Below are 21,277 nucleotides of genomic sequence, written 5' to 3'. Positions count from 1 at the left end.
GTTGGGGTTATTTTGATAGCTATGTGAATAGACTCCTTCTCGCTGGCGGGTATTTTGGATTTAATGGATGGGGGTCACCCCAGCCTGCTTTATTCTCTGACGGATAAACTGGCCAATTATCCGGCCCTGCGTCTGACCATTTACAATAGCATCCCGGTAGTGAATACCCCCGTATAACCGGGAAATAGCCGCTTCCTCGGCCGCCTGTTTAAACGAAGTAAACGACCGTTCGGGCAAATCGAAAATAATCTCGGTGTTGTCGGTAAAGGCGAAATTCTCACCCATTAGGTAGGTCAATACCTCAGCTGCCGCCGTCGAAATAACACTATGCCCACTGGTGTATTCAGGGAACGGGGGCGTTTGCAAAAGCGGCTGCCAGCGTGGGCTGATGTAGCGATTGATCACTGTTTCAGGACGAATTCGATTGCTGCGGTACTTCTCATCCCAGCAACTGATAAATGAATCCATCAACGTCATGGCTACCAGCGACTGCACCATAATGGCCTGCTCAAATGGTAGTTTCGCCTGGCTGCTAGCCAGACTGGCTATGTTCATCCAATGCCCACCAGGGCTTATTTTCTTGAAACCAATCATCATGTGGCCCGATGTGTTGATGGCAAATGGATTGCAGTCCCAGTAAGCGGCAATGGCTCGTTGCTCATCCGTCAGGTTGTTTCCTACCGCATACACTTCGCGGGTAAGCGCAAAAAAAGCACTGCTGGTATCCTGGCTGAAAACCACTGGCGGGGCGGGTTTGAATTGAGAGCAGGAGTCCAGCATCATGGGGCGAATGATTCGCCAGTTGGGTTCAATGGCTTCAATGTAGCCGGGAGGAGTGGGAAACCAGTAGCCATCGCCTTTGAGGGGGCGGTAACGGCTTTTAGTGCTTAATATCCGGTAATTGTCGGCAACGGCATACGTCAGCACCCGTTTGGTAACGGTCTGCGCCACCAATACCGATTGGTCAATAACGGCCTGACTGTAGCCTTCTTTCAGCAGGCTTTCCAATAGCTTCTTCTGTTCCTCTTCCAGCATGTAGCCCGATGGCAGTAGCTGCCGCCCGGTTTCAAGAATGCAGTAAAGAGCCGCCACCTGGTAATCGTACCCTGTTTTGGTGTCCAGTGAAACCAGCGGAAAATCGTGGATGAGCCGGGAGGGCGACGGGATTTTTTTCTGATGCCGGGCTACAATATCGTGCGCTCCCAGCAGGCAGTAGGTATAAAAACGGCTGGCAGCGGGCGGATTGGCTACATCGTGAATCATGACCATCGTTAGCGCAAAGACCGCAGGCTGCAAATGAGCGTCTATAGGCCTGGGTGTCCTTGGTTCAGCGTGGGCCAGCGAGCTGAACAGCAGCCAGAAAAGCAGCAGTCGTGTCATGGCTTTGTTGGTTTATACACCTGAAGTGGCTGGTTGAATGCCCCGATCAGTAGTTCGTTCGTTTTATTGATGGTGATGGGTACCACCGATTTTACGTCGCCGGTAATGGTCAGCCCGGAACTGGGCTGAGAAACATAGGTGAATTCCCCTTTGCCGTTACCCGTCAGCAAACAACCGTAGTTCGCATCCATGCTCCCAATCTTGAGCCTATTATCTGACTTGTTTCCCAGCAACAGCAGGTCCGTCTGGCCATCGTGGTTAAAATCCTGCGCCAGAATAGTAGTAACCGGCGCAAACTGGGCCTGAATGGGTAAGGAGTGCTTCGTGTAGGCTCCGCCACTAGTACTCAGATAACAGACAGAGCGGGTTTCGGTGACGGTTAGTTTTTTAGCACTAGCCAGGGCCTCGGCCGGAAAAATATCGGAAGCTGTGGCGTTGGCGTAATCCTTGTAATAGGCAAACTTCCGGCGCATGCCGTACAGTTGGTCGTTCAATTCATCCCGGCTAACGAACGGATAGGTTTTGCCCTGAATGTAAAAACAGAAGAAGGGGTCAATAGAGCCGTTATCATCGAAGTCGGCGTAGAGTAGCTCCGCGGGTTCCTGAACGGACGTTTTTATCTGCGAGTTAGTCCCCAGATTGCCCGCTACAATATCGTTTTTGCCGTCGGCGTTCAGGTCGGCAATGGCCAGCGAGAACCAGAAGCCGGGTGCTGATTCCGGGAAATACTGTTCGGTTTTGTCGATGAAACCAGCCGTGGTATTGTGGTAGACTTTGACCGGCATAAACTCGCCACAAAGCACCAGGTCGGCCCGTCCGTCGCTGTCCATGTCGGCCCACTTCGCGTCGGTAACCATCCCAACCGCGGAAAAGGGCGTTTGCACCACGGTGAACGTTCCCTTACCATCATTTTGAAGCAGGTAGGAGCGGGGAGCTTCGGGATAACGGCCCGGAACAACCCGCCCTCCTACAAACAGATCGAGGTCGCCATCGCCATCATAGTCCCAGGGCCGAACGCAGGATTTGCTACTGGCACTAAGGTTGGGAAGCCGGTTTTGCGACAGGCTCAAATGGCCCTGACCATCGTTCAGGAAAAGCTCGTCCTGCAGAGATGGGGTATTGACTTCAAACAAAGAGTAACCACCTTTGGCCACGTAGAGATCATCGAATCCGTCGCCGTTGGCATCGAAGAAAACGGCCGCAGCAATGGCCGAAACGGTTTCATCGCCAATGGTCAGTTTCTCCTCTTTTTTGAACGTTCCGCCCGGTTGCTGGAGCCATACTGCCCCCGTTTTTTGCTGGTCGCCACTGGTAAACAGGTCATCCAGTCCGTCTTTATTGATGTCTCCTTTGGCCAGTACGGGCCCCGTGTGCGAGTACATCCAGAGCATGAGGGGCTGCCGTTTGAAGTCATTTTCGGTGTAGCCCTCGTGGGTGTAGGGCAACATTGGGTCGACCTTTGTGAAAACGGCTTCGGCTGGTTTGGTTGGACGGCTCTTTTTTCGTTCCGGGGTGGCCTGCTGCTCAATGGTCAACTGCTGATTAACGGCTACCTGCGTGAGTAGTTGCCGGGACTGGTCGGGCCAGAGGATACGGATAGAATCGATTACGGTAGCGGTGCCCATCCCAAAATGCAGCGTACTCGACTGGCTGGACAGATAACCCCGAACGGGATTCAACTCCTGATACTGGCGGTTTCCCGCGCTATACACCGTAATTTGTGCCCCCACGGCGTTGCGGTTGGTGCCTGTCGCTACGAGTTTAAGCTGGAGGTATGCCGACTTGTTCTGCTCCCGGCTTAGGTTCTGGTAGACGAAAGCTGGTTCGTTGATATTGTTGACAATCAGTTCGAGGTCACCGTCATTATCCAGGTCGGCGTATACGGCCCCGTTTGAGATGGCGGGCGTATTAACCCCCCACTCCTGCTGTTTATTAGTAAATGTGAGGTCGTGGTTATTCCGGAAAATGTAGCTGGGAATACGGGTCGAGGGCATCGCCTTCACCAGGTCCATAAGTTGCACAGGTTCCCGGTCGATGGCTTTACGAATTTTATAATCGCCCCAGTATTTCAGGAAATCCTTATTGGTATAATCGCGCAGGTAGCCGTTGGTCACGAACAGGTCTTTATAACCATCGTTGTCGAAATCAGCCAGCAGGGGAGACCAGCTCCAGTCCGTGTTAGATACGCCTGCCAGTTGACCAATCTCGGAAAATGTTCCATCGCCGTTGTTCAGTTGCAACATATTCCGCATGAACTGGTGCTGGAGTTTTTGCTGCACCATCAGTTCAAAAGACTCGTAGTTTTCCTGCAACTGCAGCAGTTTCTGCCGACGGTTATCTTCCGGCAGCATATCGAGGGTCATCACATCGGGAAGGCCGTCGTTGTTGAAATCGGCAATATCGACGCCCATCGAAAATTGGGACAGATGCTGGAAACGGGCCTGGGTTTCGTCTTTGAAGGTGCCGTCTTTCTGGTTGATATAGAGGTAGTCCGGTTCGTTGTAATCGTTGGTGACATAGATGTCGGGCCAGCCATCCTGATTCACATCCGCCGTAATCATGCCCAGGCCAAAGGTGAGCGGATACTGGAAAATGCCCGCTTTTTTGGAGACATCGACAAAGTGTCCTTTCTGATTTTCGAACAATTTGTTGCCTGCTCGTTCGTCGGTTTCACCGTGTAGTCTAGCTAGTTCCATGTTGTCGTATTTCTTGACGTTATGGTTTAGCAGAAACATATCCAGGTCGCCATCACGGTCGTAATCGAAGAAGGTCGCCTGTGTACTATAACTGGGGTCATCCAGGCCATACTGCGCTGCCTGGTCAACGAACCGAACGGGCGCGCTGCCCGATCTGCCCTGGTTTATGAAGAGTTGATTCCGGCGCGTGGCATCATCCGTTTTTCCGGAGTAGCACACGTAAATGTCAAGGAGTCCATCACCGTTTACATCGGCCATGCTGACACCCGTTTTCCAGCCGCCGGACCGGCCAGCGAGTGCCGCGCCCGATTCGGCGGTAATGTCTTTGAATTTCAGCCCACCCAGATTCAGGTAGAGCTTATTCGGTTTGAGGTTGGCGGTGAAGAAAAGGTCGGGCAGACCATCGTTGTTTACATCGCCAACGGCTACACCTCCGCCATTGTAAAAGTATTCGTAGGAAAGTACGTTCAGGCTTTCGTTTTCGTCAATCTGATTGGTGAAGTCGATGCCCGTTTTAGAAGCGGGAAGAAGCTGGAAGAGTGTCGTTTGGGCAGGGAGCGGTGAAACGAGTAAGCACAAAGCGGCTGTAATTGCCCTAAAGCCGTATTTTTTAGGCGATGTTATGGGGAGAGAGGGTGCATTCATAGATACTCCTATAACGAACCAATACGTAAAGTTAGCCGGATGAGGGAAATTTGCCCCATCCGGCTACGGTACATTTTGCTGATAACGTGTAACTCGTACCGGTATGAAAACAACCCGGCAGAGAATGAATTACTTCCCGGCCGGGTCGTTGTGTACCTTATTTATCCCAGTACATACGGGTGATCCAGTCTGTTGGTCCGGTTAGTTTACCAACGGCATTGTTGTAGTTATCTGTATTCAGCGTTGCTTCGCCAGTTGGGTACGGTTGCCGACGGGGAATCATGCCATTCGAGAAATTACCCGTGTAATTTACGGGGGTCAGCACCGGAAACCCTGAACGTTTCCAGTTGTTCCAGGCGGCTACAAAGTTCATTTGCAAGCCGGTGGTGGCCCAATATTGCTCATTAATCTGCTTGAGCGCATTGGCCGCTACCAGCGGATTTGCATCGGCATAAGCCGTTGCAACGGCTGGACTAACAACTGCTGTTGCGCCATATTTCGCCAGCGACAATATACCCGCTACCACGCCATTTTTGTAGTGACTGGCAGCCGTACCCGTTACGTTAAAGCCACGGGTAGCGGCTTCTGCCAGCAGCAGCTCGGTTTCCGCATACGTCAGTACAAAGATTGGCGCATCGCGGTTGCGATAGATCAGCGTAGGCCGTGAGTATTTTCCGATAGGGGTAGCATCGGCACCGGTTCCCGTACCACCGGGGTAGTTAGGAGCTTTGGTTATATCGGTGGCACCTCCGTTCAGGTCATAACCATTGGGCTGCCCTATCTGCGCAGCCGGGGTCATGTCGCCTGCTACGGCAATGCTCTGGTTAGCAACTAGGCCAGCGGGAGGCACTTCGGCCGACACGCTCAGGCGGGGGTCATTGGTCGCCTTCAGGTAGTCGATCAGGGTTTTGCTCCACCGCACCGAGTAAATGTCGGCCAGCGTACTCAGGGCCGCACCATTTCCGTTCGTGAACCCTTTCGAGTTATCGGCCATAATGTAAGCATCATCGTCGATACTGGCAAAAACGCCCCCGGCAGCTGCTTTTTCGGCGTAGGTTTTAGCCGTAGCAGGATCTACTTTAGTTAGACGCATGGCTAATTTGAGCATCATCGAATAGCCAAACTTTTTCCATTTGCTAACATCACCCTTGTACGGATACGCATCGTTTGTGGGCAGCGGAGAGGCTGCGCTTAGCGCGGCCGTAGCTGTTTCAAGTTTGGCTAGCATCGCCGTGTAAATACTCTGCTGCGAATCGTAGGCAGGCAGTGTCGTACCTGTTTTTGCCTGTAGGGCCTGGGTGTAAGGAACATCGCCATACACATCCGTGATGGTCGAATAACAGTACACCTGCATGATTTTGGCCATATTGTTCAGGTTAACCAGCGCAGGCTTATCAGCAGTGAGCTGCTCCATCTGGAAGGCGTAACTGGCGGCACTATAATCGTTATTCCAGACACTCTGAATATACGCATTCGTGTTGCTGGAAATCACGTATTTATCGGCGTTGGAGTAATACGTGGCGGCTCCCGAACTGGTAGAGGACAGAATCTGTATCCACATACTCTGGAAAAGAATGGCGCCCGCATACCCGGTTCTTGTATTAGCACTGTTGAATTCAATACTTGGTAGCAACAGATTAGCATCAAAACTGGCCGCCGACGATTGGGTTGGGCTGGTATTGAGCGCATCGAAATTTTCGGTACACGACACCTGCATCAGCCCGGTCAGAAATACTAGGACTATGAGCGTTTTTTTCATGATTGATTTCATTTAAACTTAATGTTCAGGTTGAAGCCATACGTACGGGAAGCGGGCAGGCTGGTGCCTTCAATACCGGCGTATTGCAGATTAGCTCCAAACGTGGATTCAGGGTCGATATTGGTCGCCTTTTTGGTGATGTAGAACAGGTTTCTGCCCACGAGCGAGATGTTTACCGTCTTAATCAGGGGTACTTTGGTCAGCACACTGGCCGGAATAGTGTAGCCTAATGTGAACTGGCGGAATTTGATAAAATCACCATCTACTACGCTGATTTTAGTTACGTTGTTAGCCAGGGCTGTGTAGTAAGCCTGAGCGGTGGCCGTAACGGTATTGGCTGCGCCCCCTTCTACAACACCCGTAGTGATACCACCTTCCCGGCCTACCAGCGTGGCCTTCTCCAGTCCCCGGCGATAGGCGTAGTTCTCCGTAGCCGACAGGATTTTGTTGCCGTAGTTATAATCGATCAGGAACGACAGATTGAAACCCTGGTACGTGAAATCGTTATTCCAGCCACCGTATAGGGTTGGTAATACAGTACCCAAATTGACTAAATTTCCCCGAACCGGCAGGCCCGATGCATCCACAATGATCTGGCCGTTTGTTGAATACTTGTAATCATACGCCCGAATCTGTGGCCCGGCCTGACCCACTACAAATGCCGTAGTAGCATTGCCTAGCGTAGCCCGGTTTGATCCTAAACCAATAGGGTTATTGTTGGCATCGGTTTGCAATACTTTATTTTTTACCGATGTCAGGTTAAGCGAGGTATTCCAGCCAAATTTGGCGGTTTTGATGGGTGTGCCGGTTACCAGCACTTCCAGACCCCGGTTTTGAATGGAACCAGTGCCCACTACACCACTGGTAAACCCGGTCGAAGCACTGTATTGAGCCGGCAGGATTTCGTTGTGCGTTTGCTGGGTGTAGTAAGCCAGGTCGAAGCCCAAGCGATTGCCGAAAAACTTCAGTTCTAGGCCAACTTCAAGCTCGGTTTTGGTAAACGGCTTCAGAAACAGGTTGGGCAGGTTGGAACTGAAATTGCCGGTTGCAATGCCATTGATGGCGTTGCCCACGCCGTAGTAAATGCTTGTTCCGTAAGGCGTGGTGGGTTCACCGCTGGTAACGGCATAACCCGCCCGTAACTTACCAAAACTCAGGCTCGGCATTTTCAGGAAATCGTTGAAAACAAAAGCCACGTTTACAGAAGGCGTAAAGATAGTCCGGGCCGACGAAGGCAGTGTCGAATACGCATCGTAACGCCCCGTCGTGGTTACGTTCAGGAAGTTTTTGTATCCTAAGTCAACGCTGTAATAGCCTGAATGCACTTCTGTATTGGCTACGTCATACGAACGGCCAAAATTCACGACGTTATTGAAACTGTACAGGTAAGGCAGTACGAAAGGGCTACCGTTCACGCCGATTTTCTCGTAATTGTTTCTCCGAATGTTACCGCCTAAAAGGGCGTCAATGGTGAAATCGGACGTGATTGATTTATTGATACCAATCAGCCCATCGATGTTCAATTCGCCACGCTGGGCGTTTGAGAGTTCGTCCAGTCCCCCTTTGGTACCATTTGAATAAGCTGTTCCGTAAGGCGTTACCTTGAAGATACGGTCGGCGGAGTTGTCGTAACCAACGCGTCCCTGTGCATAAATCCAGTCGGTAAACTGATACCGGGTAGACAGCATCGAAATCAACCGCTTTCGGCTTACATTATTGACAAACTGGTTAAGAACAAAGTACGGGTTGGTAACGTACTCATCATCGCTGAAAATAATCTCCCGGCCTGTTACCGGATTATAACCCGGTGATAGAATCCGCTCGTCGATATTAGTGGCCAAAAACTGCCCGTTGTTGGCGTTCATGGGGCCGTCGCTCAAGATGGGTTTGTTCGTAACTTTCTCGTCAATGTAGTTGGCCAGAACACTCACACTTAGTTTAGGCGTTATGTTCTGGTCAATGGTCAGCGTGAAGGTTTTACGGCCTAATCCACTATTAGGCAGAATTGACTTGTTGTCGAGGTTCGATGCCGACAGACGGAACGAGCCATTATCGCCCCCTTTCGTGACCGATACCGTGTTGGTAAAGGTTGACCCCATTCGGTAAAAGTTCTTGATGTTGTCCCGCTGGGCTGAGTAGGCATATTGGTTACCATCGGCCTGGATAACCTGTGTTCCGTCTAGTTTGGCGCCCCAGCTAAAGCGGGCGGTTGCCTGAGCGGCTGCCGCCGTCGTGGGTTTAACCCCACCAATACCCTGACCGTATTCGTACTGAAAATCCGTATAGTTAATGGCTTGTTCGGCCACCAGGTTCATGTTATAGTCAACGGAGTAATCCCCACGCTTCCCTTTCTTGGTCGTAATCAGGATAACCCCGTTCGAGGCTCTTGCACCATACAGAGCTGAAGCGGCCTGCCCTTTCAGCACAGTCATGGTTTCTACGTCGTCCGGGTTTATGTTACCCAGGCCATCGCCACCGTCAGCACCACCCCACTCACCGGCACTACCCCGCTGGGTGTTATCCATTGGTACGCCGTTGATAATGATAAGGGGAGAACCCGGCGAGTTGATACTGGGAACACCGCGTAGTAGAATTTTGGATGTTCCGCCCGGTCCACCATTAACGCTTTTTACGTTTACACCCGCTATCCGGCCCGCCAGCGAGTTACCAATGTTGGTTTCCCGCGCTTTGGTCAGCACATCGCCGTTAATGGTTGTTACGGCATAGCCGATTTTGCGGGTATCCTTGGTTACGCCCAGGGCCGTTACCACCACTTCGTCCAGAACAGAACTGCCCGGCTCCAGTTTTACGTCGAGAACTGATCGGTTTCCAACGGTTACTTCCTGCTTGCTATAGCCAATGTAGGAGAACACCAGTACGGCGTTGCCGTCGGGAACCATAATTCTATACCGGCCATTGGCATCGGTATTGGTACCTCGGTTAGAGCCTTTGATGGTAACAGAGGCACCAATCACATCGGCACCTTTTTCATCCGTTACCCGCCCTGTCACTTCGCTGTCGAGAGCAAAGGCAGGCGATAGCGCCAGCAAACTCCAGACGCCCAGGAAGAGTAAAACCTCCTTGAAGGTTTTGCGTAGTTTTTGTCTCATAAGTAGGACTGCTAGTTAGTTAAGTAAGAATTATTTGGGGTAACTCCATTTACACGAAAATAATAGTTTTTGTTGACCTCCACACTATTTGGCATAAATGAGGTTATCCGCAAATATCTTTTTATTTTTAAAAATATTTCGAAATATAGTAGACAATTTTAAAATATTTACTGTTATTGGACTTTATTGTTAAATAAGTATAACTACTCAAGCTGATTATTGATGAAGTTTTTGTTACTTGTTTCTTCCGTTCTTCTCTTTTTAACCCTGTCTGTTTTTATCAGTTCGTCTGTGAGGACACAAACAGCCGGTATAAAAAAACCGTATGTCATTATTGGTTACGTAACGGGTAATGGCTGGACTAAAAATCAGATTGATCCTAATAAACTGACCCATATCAACTACGCTTTCGCCGTACCCGCGCAGAATGGCGAACTGGCACCCATATCGAAGAAGGATGAGGCTAATCTGGCTACGCTGGTGTCCCTGAAAGCTGCCAACCCGAATCTGAAAATACTTATTTCAATTGGCGGATGGGGTGGCTGCAAATACTTTTCTGATGCGGCTCTAACCGATGATGCCCGTAAGAAATTTGCCACTAGTGCCGTGGATTTACTGGTCAGACATCAACTCGATGGGGTCGACATTGACTGGGAATATCCGGCGCAGGTAGGAGCGGGAAATATTTTCCGACCCGCCGATAAGCAAAACTACACTCTGTTCCTGAAAGCAATTCGGGATCGGCTGGATGTACAGGGGAAACGGGACAATCGTACCGGTCCCAATCATTATCTGCTCACGGCAGCCACCGGTGGCGACACCGCGTTTGTCAATCATACGGAGTTGGGTAAAGCGCAGGCGTATCTGGATTACGTCAATATCATGACCTATGACCTCTATCACGGGAATGACACTGTTACAGGCCACCATAGCCCGTTATATCAGTCTAAACTGGGTGATCATTCGCGTAATAGTTCCGCCGATGCGGTGGAGGGCCATATTCGGGCGGGGGTACCGGCGGACAAAATTGTGCTGGGCCTACCGTTCTACGGACGGGGCTGGGGCAAGGTGCAGGATAAAAACAATGGCCTTTTTCAATCAGCCACGGGCGAGCATTCGTTCATCAGCCATGACAAACTAGCAAAGGAGTACATCAATAAAAACGGGTTTGTACGCTACTGGGACGATGATGCGAAGGCTCCTTATCTGTGGAATCTAACCTCGAAAACCTTTATCTCCTACGCCGACGAGGCCTCGTTTGTGCCGAAGATCGAGTACGTGAAAGACAAAAAACTGGCTGGTGTCATGTTTTGGGAGTATATCTACGACCTGGAGCAGGATAAACTACTGAACAAACTGGTGCAGGGATTGTGGTAATTCATCCTGCTGGCAATTAGGGACGATGCTGATTGATGAGCACGACGAGTTTATAAGGAACCGTATTCCACTGTTGCTGCAAAGCCGGGGGGACTGCTACCGGCGAATACCCGAATTGGCCCAGAATCAAATCCTGGTCGCCATCGTGGTCGATGTCCGCTTTTTCGAGGGTTAGTGATTTGACGGGAGTAGCCATGCCCAGTGTGTGCGTTGTGAAGCTGAAGCGGCTGGCGTTGGTGTTTTCCAGGAAAACAAAACTCTCTGAAGCCAGATACGTTAGTTCCGGGAAAAAGGCCGAAACGGCAAAATCAATGTCCCCATCCTGGTCGAAATCGTCGGCCTGTAGGCGGGTGGCCCCGTAGAGTGGATAGAAGAACGCTTCCTTATACTGATGGTCTTTGGTGCCCAGCAACAGGCGAAGGCCATGAAACGGTTTCAGACAATACGAATAGTCGGCGTTGTCGCCGTGCACAACGGCGATATCGTCGATGCCATCGTTATTATAGTCCAGCAGAATAAAATCGCTGGTGCCGTACTGGGGTTCAAACTGGAGTACTTTCCTGGCGGTGAATTGCAGATTGTCCGTCTGGTAGAAAATATAAATAGCTTCGTCGTTCTGAGCAAACAGGGCAACAATGTCTTTCCGGCCATCATTATTCATATCCTTCGCATACACTTTAATGGCCCCCGGCTGCTTCAGCAACACCGTTTCCGATAGGTCGCCTGGACTACCATGCCGAGTGTACAGCGAAAGTGAGCCGGTCCGATGGCCATAGTTGGCAGTAATCAATTCATCGGTTCCGTCATTATTCAAATCCACCAGCAACGAGCAGACCGGCCGATGGCTATTGGTCAGAACGGCTTTCAGGCTGTCGCCGGTGAAGGAGAAAACGGACCCTATGGCCGTTTCGGAGGGGAGCAGCGTACCGATTTCGGTGAACAGCCGGTTATCGGGCCGAAAGGATACATCCACTATAGTGCCGGGTAGGTCGTAGTTGTGGGTTAGCCCCTTTTTGGAGTTCCAGCGATAAAGTTTGTCCGGTTCGGCCACCCACAACTCCCGGCGCAGCGAATCATACGCAACGGCGGTTACCAGCGAACCCGTCGTTTTGCCCAGTGCTACGGGTTGAGCACGAAACAAAGAAAGAGGCTGGCTGCGGTAGCGTCGCGTTGAATCGAGTGGACTTTGGGCAGGTGAGTTTTCGACGTAATAGGCTACAATTTTTTGCCACGTTTTTTCATCAATAACCGGCTTTTCGGGAAATATATGCTCCTCTTTCAGCAGGGCAACTTCCGCTGGCTTTAACTTATAGTAAGGGTCGTAGCCCATGTAGCGAATACCCAGATAACTGCCCATCGCGGGCAGAATATTCAGTTGCCAGATAGGGCTGGGCAGGCTTTCAGGGGCAGGCATCAGGTGGCAGGAACCACAATACTGCCGGGCCAATTGTGCGCCTTCGTTTCTGTCCAACTGCTGGAACGATAGCTGGAAAATGGTCAGAAAGGACAGCAACACGAGCCCCGGAATCACTTTGTCTGGTCTACTCATTCGGTTTGTCAGGGCCTTCCTGATAGGTTGTTATCCAGACAGGTTGGTTATCGTGTATGCTGTTAACGAAAATGACAGGCAGGAGATTCAGTTCTGATTAATCAGGCAGCCGGTGGGTTTCGTTTGTCGAATGGCGACCGGTTTATTGGCCATAACGGCTGTCAGCGCATCACTGAGGTAAAATTCGGTGGGTTCCGGGCGACTTCTTCCCAGCCGGTAGAACTGGTTATCGACACTACCCCGGTATAGAACCTTGTTTTGGGCTGAAATCAACAGAACTTCCGGCGTAGTGGTTGCCTTGTACTTCTTTACCAGTTTATGAGATGGGTCAAGCTGGTGGGGGATGGTCAGTTTATACGTCTGGTTGAATTCGTTTACTTCAGCCAGCGTAACCGTTTCGGTGGGGTAAATGGCGTCAAACTGCACTCGTCTTTTATAACGGACAGCCATTTCCTGAACCCGGCTGGCTGTTTGCTGGCAAATGGGGCATTCCGTATCCAGAAAAATAAGGACCCGAAGGGGTTGCTGCAATGGAAGTTTCCGCTGAACAAAGCCAGTTATAAGTAAAGCAATGAATAATGTACAATGAATGATGTACAATGATAATTTATCGACAGTCAGGCGCTTTACTGATTTTGGTATTACCTCATTTATTATCCACTGCTCATTGTACATTTCCTTCCCTCAATAGTTGGCAAAAATATCCTCCATCATATACGCGTGGGTGCCCAGCCATTTGGCGGCTCCATTCAGTTGCGTAATTTCGATGGTCAAGTCATTTCTGAAATCACTGAGGCAGTATTTGTTGATGGCCTGCTCAATGGTGTTCAGGATGAATGTAGCGGCTTCGGCCAGTACGCCATCAATAATAATGACTTCGGGGTTAAAGAGGCTGATTGCCACTGAAAGGCCTTTTCCCAGCTGCAAACCGGCTTCGTGCAGAACATCAATGGCGTATGAATCGCCATGGCGGGCCGCGCTAATGATTTCGTCGATATCAATCTTGTCTATTTCATGGCGGAAAACGGCTAGCTTGGATACCTGACCAGCCTGCATATCGCGTTGTACCCGCCTGACCAGTGCTGATGCTGACGTGACGGTGTCTAAACAACCGATTTTACCGCAGTGGCACAATTCACCCTCCGGTTCAACCTGAATATGGCCCAACTCACCGGCAAACCCACTGGCTCCCTGAAATACATGGCCATTGACCAAAATCCCCAAACCAACGCCCCAGTCGATATTGATTGCCAGCATCTGTTGTTTACCCTTCGCGTTGCCGAACCGGCTTTCGCCCAGCACCGTAGCCTTGGTATCATTCAGTATATAAACCGGTTTGCTCAACTTCTCCGACAGGCATTGCGTGAGGGAGTCGTAGCCCTTACTCAGATTTTTATACGTCAGATTTATCCCGCGCCGGGCATCGACCAAACCGGGCATGGATACGCCAACGGTAATAAGCTGACCCAACGATAGACCAGAATCGGTCAGGGCCATCGTAAAACAATCCACCAGAGAGAGTACGTAATCGGGGTTGTTTATTAACTGGAGCGGATAATCACAGCGGTGAACAACCTCTCGCTGCGTATTCATAAACAGGATTTTTGTATCGTGGGTACTTATATCCAGCACTACCGTGTAATGGTACTGGCTGTTCAGGCCAAAAAGTACGGGTCGCCTACCGTTGCTGCCCGACCCCATTCCTATGGGTGTTACCCACTGATCCTGAATTAATTCATCGACCAGATTCGTTACGGAGGGTACGCTGCTATGGAGCACCTTTGTCAGACGTGCCAGGGTGCAGGTTCCCTCGGCGTACAGATAGGCCAGCAACTTTCGTTGTTTCTGGTTTTTCTTGTAATCAACAACCGACTGTTGTTCAGGGCGTTCTTCGTCAAAGACAATGTCAGCATTCATTAATTGTTAGCTAGTAAAATAGGTTATTCATTATGATATTGATTCCAATTGAGTGACTACACACTTTCTACCAGTCAAAGAAAAGCATTTTGCTGGATTACCTGATAATGAAGTTATTCAGCGAGAACCTTTCCTTTAATCCTTCCGTCAGAATGGGTCAAAAATCGATTTTACCAAATGAGTTATCTTGGTTAAAACGGTTTCCGGTTCCTTAGCTACTGTAGAAACTTACTTTTAGGTGAGTGATTTACACCGCCGGGTCGTAATCGTAACAGTTTTCTACTCGCCGGAGTAGCGCAAAATCAGGGCCATTAAGATGAAAGGAGCGTATACCTGTACGGAATGGCTTACAGGAGGTATAGCCTGATGAAGACGTGTGGCAACGAGTCACTGCCATTGGATTATTGCCGGGTACTGAATGAAAAGGGCTATTGTTTCGGTAAATCCGGGCAGTTATCGTTTCGGCGCGTGTCGATAATGGTTTGAATTTTCCAGTTACCATTCATTTTTACGAGGGTAAATGCATTAACACCGCAATGGTTTTTTTTATCCTGAAAGTAAAAAACGTAGGGTGTCCAGGCTGTAGCCAGTTCTGCATCAACCTTGATTTCCATACCCGATAAACGCTCATCCAGGGAACCAGCCTTTGCTTTACCGATAGAGTTGATAAACGTACCAATGGCATCATCATGCACCGTTATGTCTCCTTCTTTGTTCACCACTGTCTGAAGCCTGGCCGTTGCTGTAAATAGTGGTCTCAGTAGTGTTGAATCTGCTTTTTGCATTCCCTCAAATAGCTTGTTTATGGTTGTTTTCACAGCCGCTTCTTCGTTGCTACTACGTTGAGCAGATACCGGGATGCCCGAAAACAGCATGATCAGTAAGAATAGGTGTTTCATAATTTGCGCTGATTTCGACCGATAAAAAAGTAGAGAGCCGCACCAATCAGGTTCAGAAAAAGAATAGCTATAATCCACACTACTTTGTCACTTGGATAACGAAAATCGCTTCGGATTACAAGGACAAGTGTAATGAAAGGAAGGAGCGTGACCATGCCACCCGCGATCACGAAAAAGAAAAGCGATAGGGCGCCTAAACCAATAAATCCGTACATGATGCCGGAAAATTTGCAGTCCTTATAGGTTTTTTTTACCCTATAAGGGCTGTTTGGATGCTAAATGTACTGATTTACGATCATTTCGTACAATTCCTGCTGGCCGCTGCGTTGTTTTGGCTCGCCGTTGTTCATAGCGTACTCGCGCAGGTTTTCGAGGGTCAACTCCCCTTTCTCGAACTTAGCGCCTTCGCCTGAGTCGTAGCTGGCATACCGGTCGGCGCGGAGTTGTTTATATTTCGACTTATTCAGGATGGCTTCAGCCGCAATGGCCGCCCGCGCAAACGTATCCATCCCGCCAATGTGGGCAATGAAGATATCTTCCAGATCGGTGGAGTTCCGGCGCGTCTTCGCATCGAAGTTTACCCCACCCGATTTCAGGCCACCCGCTTCCAGAATGACCAGCATAGCTTCGGTCAGTTCATACACATCCACCGGAAACTGGTCGGTATCCCAGCCGTTCTGGTAATCGCCCCGGTTGGCATCCAGGCTGCCGAGCATGTTATTGTCGGCAGCTACCTGCAATTCGTGGGCGAACGTGTGGTTGGCCAGGGTGGCGTGGTTCGTTTCGATGTTCAGCTCAAAATCATCCTGCAGGCCGTACTGATTTAGGAAGCCAACAACCGTAGCCGCGTCGAAATCGTACTGGTGCTTGCTGGGTTCCATCGGCTTTGGTTCGATGTAGAATGCCCCCTTGAATCCCTGCTTACGGGCATAATCCCTGCTTATTTGCAGGAACTTAGCCAGGTGTTCTGTTTCTCGCTTCATATTCGTGTTCAGCAGCGACATGTACCCCTCGCGACCTCCCCAGAAGGTATAGCCCGAACCGCCTAGCTCGATAGTGGCGTCGATGGCGTTTTTCACCTGCCAGCCGCCGTGGGCCAGTACGTGGAAGTCGGGGTTGGTAGAGGCTCCGTTCATGTAGCGTTCGTGCGAGAACAGGTTGGCCGTACCCCACAGCAGTTTAACACCACTGGCCGTCTGCTTTTGTTTGGCATAATCCACAATGGCGCGGAAATTCTTCTCAAACTCAGCATTCGAGTTGCCTTCCGGTGCTACATCCACATCGTGAAAGCAGTAAAATTCCATGCCTATTTTGGTGATAAACTCAAACGCTGCATCCATTTTGTCGTGGGCCGCAGCAAGCCGGTCGGCTTTGGCATCCCAGGGGAAATGCTTCACCCCCGGACCAAAAGGGTCGGCCCCGGTACCGCAGAAGGTATGCCAGTAAGCGGTTGCAAACCGGAACAGATCCTTCATGGGTTTACCCAGAATGGTGCGGTTGGCATCGTAAAATTTGAACGCCATTGGGTTGTCAGACTCGAGGCCCTCGTATTGAATCGGCTTATCAACGAACGGGAAATACGTTTTTTCGCCTAGTGTTAGTTTACTATCAGACATGAAAATGGGAGTTGATGTAATACGTGCTAAAGAAAGCCAAAGGTAGTTTCTCCTGTCTATCTGGACAATGTCTTTTATAGGCTACTGGTTTTCTGACGGGAACTGGTCTGGACGTATTCATTTGTATAAGGAACGTTACTCCACGATCAAAACCGAATGAATCATCAGTTTCGGTACGGTTACGGTAGCAACACCTGCCTTATAGGTAAATGGTAAGGGTTTGTTTTCAGGTTGTTGTACAATTCTGCCAGGCTTTTTTTTGGTGTGAATTGTAAGAGTCAGGTTCGAGAGGGGCGGTACTTCGTCGTATGTAAATACCTGTGGGTCGGCGTGGCGACCGCCGGTATTAATTAGGTTTATGGCTAGCTGGTTGTCCAATCGGTTGGCTATGACATGTACCAGGTGAGAGCCTGTTACGGTCACTACCGGATTGGGTAGCAGGGTATGGGCCAGCGTAGCTATGAAATCACGGGCCTTGGATGATTGATGCTGGATATAGCTCTGGCTTAAGTCGGCATATACGCCCATTAGTTTCCCTTTGCCAAATGGTATGGTACTGGCGGCAACGCCTGGTATTACCCCGCCGTACTCGTGGGCGTTTATCTGCCCGAAAGACGCAACGCCTGCTGTAGTCTGAACGGGTTGAAATAATCCGTTGAGCACCATTGTCGCACCGTTATAGTGAACCCATCGGGTACTGGCCGTTGCCTGTCCGATGGGTTCAATGCCCAGTTCATCCGCAAAGCTCTTCGTTGTGGCTACCCCGATCAGGAGTAGATTGCCCCCCTGTCGGGCATAATCGAGCAATTCCTGTCGGAAAGATGGAGCCAGTGAATCCTGCTGCGATACCACAATGAGCGGGTATTGACTCAGGCGGCCAGTGAGGTGATGCTCGGAAAGAACCTCCACCGGAAACTGAGCATCCAGCAGGGCCGTCAGTACGCCCTGCATCCGGTATGCCTGATCCCGACTAAACAGTTTCTGATCAAACTTTTTGACGGTGACATCGCTATACAGAACCGCTATCTGCGGAATTGGGGTGATACCCTGGCAAAACGGTTGCCGCGCCCGGACAAACTGGCTGAGTTCGGCCATCACCGGCAGTTCGTTCAGCGGAATGGACGCATCGTGTTTCTGGCGGACGTAGCCCTGAAATCCCCCACCGAGTGCAATGACCTGGGCGGCCTCCTGCTTCATATGTATCGCCGTTTTCTGGTCGCCACTCATGGTGGGGCCAAACTGATACCAGAAACTCCACGACATCAAATCCCACGGTTTATGGTAGCGTTGACCCTGGGCTGCCAGAATTCGCCCTTCCATAGCGGCTGTATTGACACTGTTACCGGGCGTTAAATCGCCCGACAGGTAATCGACATTGGTCGTGATCGGTTCCGGCATCATGGACGAATACGCCCAGTTGGAAGCCACCCGAAAAGCCGGATTATGTTTGTGTAGTTCGTCGGTATAATGTCCTACGTATCGGATAAATGCCTGACGGGCAGCATTTTTGAATGCGTCATAATTTGGATCTTTATCCGAGCGTGGCCAGTTATGACCCGGACCAGGCTGTATTCCCGTTTCTGCCTGAAACCGGGCGAGAGCGGCTGGCGAATAATCCGGGATCGTTGCCCAGCAGTCGCCATCTACCCAAACACCATCGACACCGTAATCGGCTACTTCTTTTAGCTGGGGAATAAGGAGAGAATCGGCGTAGGGGCCGTATACGGATGTGTTGGCTTTGTCCATGCTGCCATCTGCTTTTACAACGCCCCAGTTTGGGTGCTTTTCCAGAACAGCGACATCAAAAACACCTGAATAATGCACGTACAAATCCACGCCGTGTTTCCGGGTCACGGCCCGGTAAAAGGCCAGCGGGTCTTTAGCTAAATCCGGAGCTGTGGTAGCGTTAGCCACCCTGGAGGGATAGCTGGCAACGCCCGGATGGCCTTTGCAATCAATCTGAATAAAATCTGGTTTGATGGCCGTCAGGAGTGAATCCAGGCTTTGCTCCGAAAGGTTTTGGCCAATCTGCGCATCGCTCGCGTTGGCGTGAAAATCGAAGTGCATTCCGAAAAAACGACGGGTCGGGCCGCGTTCGGTCGGGCCGCGTTCGGTCGCGTTCGGCTTGGTTGAGGGTAGCTTTAGGTAGCTATTGGCTGGCTGATTACGGTTTGGTTGCGCCTGTGCCCCCAACGAAATAGTAATGCTGATCAATAGTGGCCAAAGGCTGATATAAAGCGTATTTTTAGCTGGTATATACATCTCTTATTTATTGGTTGCTGCAAGGGGCCAACTGGTTGGGGGTTTTACAACCACGCGTAAACTTAGTGAACGGCGTAACAGGTTTCAACAAGTTCCTATATTATCGCCATCTGTTCCGCTTTCCCCTTTATGTATGCGCTTCACGCATCGCTATTTGCCGTGTAGTATGGTGCTCATGATTAGTATGCTGCCTAATTCAGCCTCCGGTTTGGGGCGTAGGTAGATACTCAAAAAAGACAGGGAGTTAAGCTGGTTTTATCAGCGACGGTGCGCCTTAGCTACGTCCATTGATGGCCATTTCTATCCAACGACGCCCATGATTTTAGACCGCATCGGCGGCCCGGTTTTGTTATGCGATGGTACATCTAAGCAGAGTTAGCCAGAGAGACTTTACGAAAGATAGTTACCCGTCAAAATGGTTGGGAGGATAATGTAATCTGTTGCTGGATAGTGGATTAGATAAAATTCTAATGAATGTCATCGGGTTAGTAGTTGGTCAGACAGCACACTGAGTCGTATTTATACATAATGGCCGTTTAGCGATAGTTTGAAATGCACTCTTTGTTGCTACAGATTTCCTGCCCCTTTTCTGATTCTGAATTTCATCATGTAAAGGGCTTTGTTGCATGGCCCCGTTGGAAGCTACATCTACTGAATGAAAAAGCACCGGAATGGCGAACTTTGAGATCGCCAAACCTACAAAGCTGCCGCCTTACGGCCCGGTGCTATGCCAAAACTACGCTTTTTTACCCAAGCTGACAACCAACCACCGACAACTCAACAGGAACCCAAAGAGCCAAAGACTAAAAAAGAAAAGTACCGGCTTACCAACTGGCCAGAATACAATAAAGCACTGATAAACAGAGGTTTTGTGACCCTCTGGCTTCATGAAGACACGTTGGCTCAATGGTACTATCAGGGACCACGTACACCCGGTGGACTGTTTCGCTATTCAGATCAGTGCATTCAGGCGGCCTTAGCCTTGAAAGCCGTCTTTCAACTGGCCTTTCGACAAACACAAGGATTGATTCAGAGCCTGTTAGAAGTAATGAAGATGAATTTGCATGTACCCAGTTATACTCAACTCTGTCGCCGACAAGCTGTCCTGAAGCCCTTTTCTGCTCCCGCTCCTCCCAGCGATACCTGCCCTGAAGCTATTCATTTGGTGATCGACAGTACGGGCCTGAAAGTGTACGGAGAGGGTGAATGGAAGGTGAGGAAGCATGGAGCGGACAAACGCCGTACCTGGCGTAAGCTGCATCTGGTGGCCGACGAAGCCACCAACGAGATTCATGCTGTTAGCTTGACAACCAACGCGATCAGTGACGCCCAGATGGTCAAGCCATTAGTGGCTCAGATTGCGTATCCTATCGCCAAACTGAGCGGAGATGGTGCTTACGACCAGGTGAAAGTTTATGATGAGATGGTGCTACGCCATATTACTCCCTTGATACCCCCTCGATCCAACGCTGTAGTCTGGACAGACGAAGTCGGCGATGAGTTGCTACACCCTCGTAATGAAACTCTTACGCATATTGCAGCCAGTGGTTTAGCCGAATGGAAACGCCAAAGTGGCTATCACCGGCGCAGTAAAGCAGAAACAGCCATGTTTCGTTGGAAGATGATATTCGGCGAGCGGTTGTCGACTCACTCATTAGCCAACCAACAGACAGAGGCTCAAATCAAAGCCACCTGTCTAAACCGATTCACTAAATTGGGAATGCCTAAGGCGGTCAAACGAGAAACCACATAGCCATGCAACAAAGCCCATGTAAAGGGGTGCAATTCAAATTGTCGCAACCATGTCGTAGCTTAGGGCATGCCTGACGAACACTCCCTGCCCTTCACCGAAGAAGAATATGTGGCTTTGGCCCGCCAGAAATATAGCGAACTCAAAGCCCTCAGAAGTAAGCCTACCTTCTATGACTACGAGAAGTCATTTGAGGAGATTTGGCTCGACTTGGGGCGACAAGTCCTGGAAAAGAGTCTGAGTCAGGTACCGACTGATCGTCGTAAAAAAAAAGATGAAAACACGCTTTGGACCCATACAGATAGCTAATAGTGAGC

Annotated in this window: 13 protein-coding genes and 1 pseudogene; 3 read left to right on the top strand and 11 right to left on the bottom strand. The window is 50.2% G+C overall.

What is annotated here, in order from left to right; translation table 11 throughout:
• Positions 1–60: 60 nt before the first annotated feature.
• The 4 genes from B157_RS0118560 to B157_RS0118545 form a co-directional block, all read right to left on the bottom strand.
• Entirely contained in the window at positions 61–1,380 is a 1,320-nt protein-coding gene (locus tag B157_RS0118560; protein WP_020604809.1) for a vanadium-dependent haloperoxidase, read from the bottom strand.
• Entirely contained in the window at positions 1,377–4,655 is a 3,279-nt protein-coding gene (locus B157_RS0118555; RefSeq protein WP_020604808.1) for a VCBS repeat-containing protein, read from the bottom strand. The genes B157_RS0118560 and B157_RS0118555 overlap by 4 nt, the downstream gene beginning before the upstream one ends.
• 223 nt (positions 4,656–4,878) lie before the next feature.
• Entirely contained in the window at positions 4,879–6,492 is a 1,614-nt protein-coding gene (locus B157_RS0118550) for a SusD/RagB family nutrient-binding outer membrane lipoprotein (protein ID WP_020604807.1), read from the bottom strand.
• Positions 6,489–9,590: a SusC/RagA family TonB-linked outer membrane protein gene (locus B157_RS0118545; protein ID WP_020604806.1), complete on the bottom strand. Its 3,102-nt coding sequence runs from the start codon at positions 9,588–9,590 to the stop codon at positions 6,489–6,491. Before B157_RS0118545 ends, B157_RS0118550 begins: the two co-directional genes overlap by 4 nt.
• A gap of 222 nt (positions 9,591–9,812) precedes the next feature.
• On the opposite strand from B157_RS0118545, the gene B157_RS0118540 reads away from it, so the two are divergent.
• Positions 9,813–10,967 (top strand): glycosyl hydrolase family 18 protein, encoded by a 1,155-nt coding sequence (locus tag B157_RS0118540; RefSeq protein WP_020604805.1) that lies wholly within the window; start codon positions 9,813–9,815, stop codon positions 10,965–10,967.
• Between the two features lie 16 nt (positions 10,968–10,983).
• Here the strand turns inward: B157_RS0118540 and B157_RS0118535 are convergent, their stop codons facing one another.
• The 7 genes from B157_RS0118535 to B157_RS0118505 form a co-directional block, all read right to left on the bottom strand.
• Complete coding sequence (locus B157_RS0118535; protein ID WP_020604804.1) at positions 10,984–12,516, bottom strand: FG-GAP repeat domain-containing protein; 1,533 nt, start codon at positions 12,514–12,516, stop codon at positions 10,984–10,986.
• A gap of 87 nt (positions 12,517–12,603) precedes the next feature.
• Positions 12,604–13,047: a redoxin domain-containing protein gene (locus B157_RS0118530; RefSeq protein WP_245565129.1), complete on the bottom strand. Its 444-nt coding sequence runs from the start codon at positions 13,045–13,047 to the stop codon at positions 12,604–12,606.
• A gap of 153 nt (positions 13,048–13,200) precedes the next feature.
• The gene (locus tag B157_RS0118525; protein WP_020604802.1) at positions 13,201–14,433 is read right to left on the bottom strand and encodes an ROK family transcriptional regulator; all 1,233 of its coding nucleotides are present in this window, start codon (positions 14,431–14,433) and stop codon (positions 13,201–13,203) included.
• A 428-nt stretch (positions 14,434–14,861) separates the two neighbouring features.
• Positions 14,862–15,332 (bottom strand): nuclear transport factor 2 family protein, encoded by a 471-nt coding sequence (locus B157_RS0118520; RefSeq protein ID WP_020604801.1) that lies wholly within the window; start codon positions 15,330–15,332, stop codon positions 14,862–14,864.
• Positions 15,329–15,487 (bottom strand): PLDc N-terminal domain-containing protein, encoded by a 159-nt coding sequence (locus B157_RS0118515; RefSeq protein ID WP_245565139.1) that lies wholly within the window; start codon positions 15,485–15,487, stop codon positions 15,329–15,331. Before B157_RS0118515 ends, B157_RS0118520 begins: the two co-directional genes overlap by 4 nt.
• A 120-nt stretch (positions 15,488–15,607) precedes the next feature.
• Complete coding sequence (xylA, locus tag B157_RS0118510) at positions 15,608–16,948, bottom strand: xylose isomerase (RefSeq protein ID WP_020604799.1); 1,341 nt, start codon at positions 16,946–16,948, stop codon at positions 15,608–15,610.
• Between the two features lie 135 nt (positions 16,949–17,083).
• Positions 17,084–19,210, bottom strand: coding sequence for a type 1 glutamine amidotransferase family protein (locus B157_RS0118505; protein WP_020604798.1), 2,127 nt, complete (start codon positions 19,208–19,210; stop codon positions 17,084–17,086).
• Between the two features lie 727 nt (positions 19,211–19,937).
• Here B157_RS0118505 and B157_RS0118500 point away from each other — a divergent pair.
• Together B157_RS0118500 and B157_RS0118495 are read left to right on the top strand one after the other, a co-directional pair.
• On the top strand, positions 19,938–20,963 hold the full coding sequence (locus B157_RS0118500; protein ID WP_020604797.1) for an IS5 family transposase: 1,026 nt from the start codon (positions 19,938–19,940) through the stop codon (positions 20,961–20,963).
• A 66-nt stretch (positions 20,964–21,029) separates the two neighbouring features.
• Positions 21,030–21,277, top strand: a pseudogene (locus B157_RS0118495) (ISLre2-like element ISRsl1 family transposase); the annotation flags it as partial.

Source organism: Spirosoma spitsbergense DSM 19989 (genome assembly GCF_000374085.1).
Classification (GTDB): Bacteria; Bacteroidota; Bacteroidia; order Cytophagales; family Spirosomataceae; genus Spirosoma; species Spirosoma spitsbergense.
Note: the sequence above shows the minus strand (reverse complement) of the source record. Positions and strands in the feature narration are given on the sequence as shown.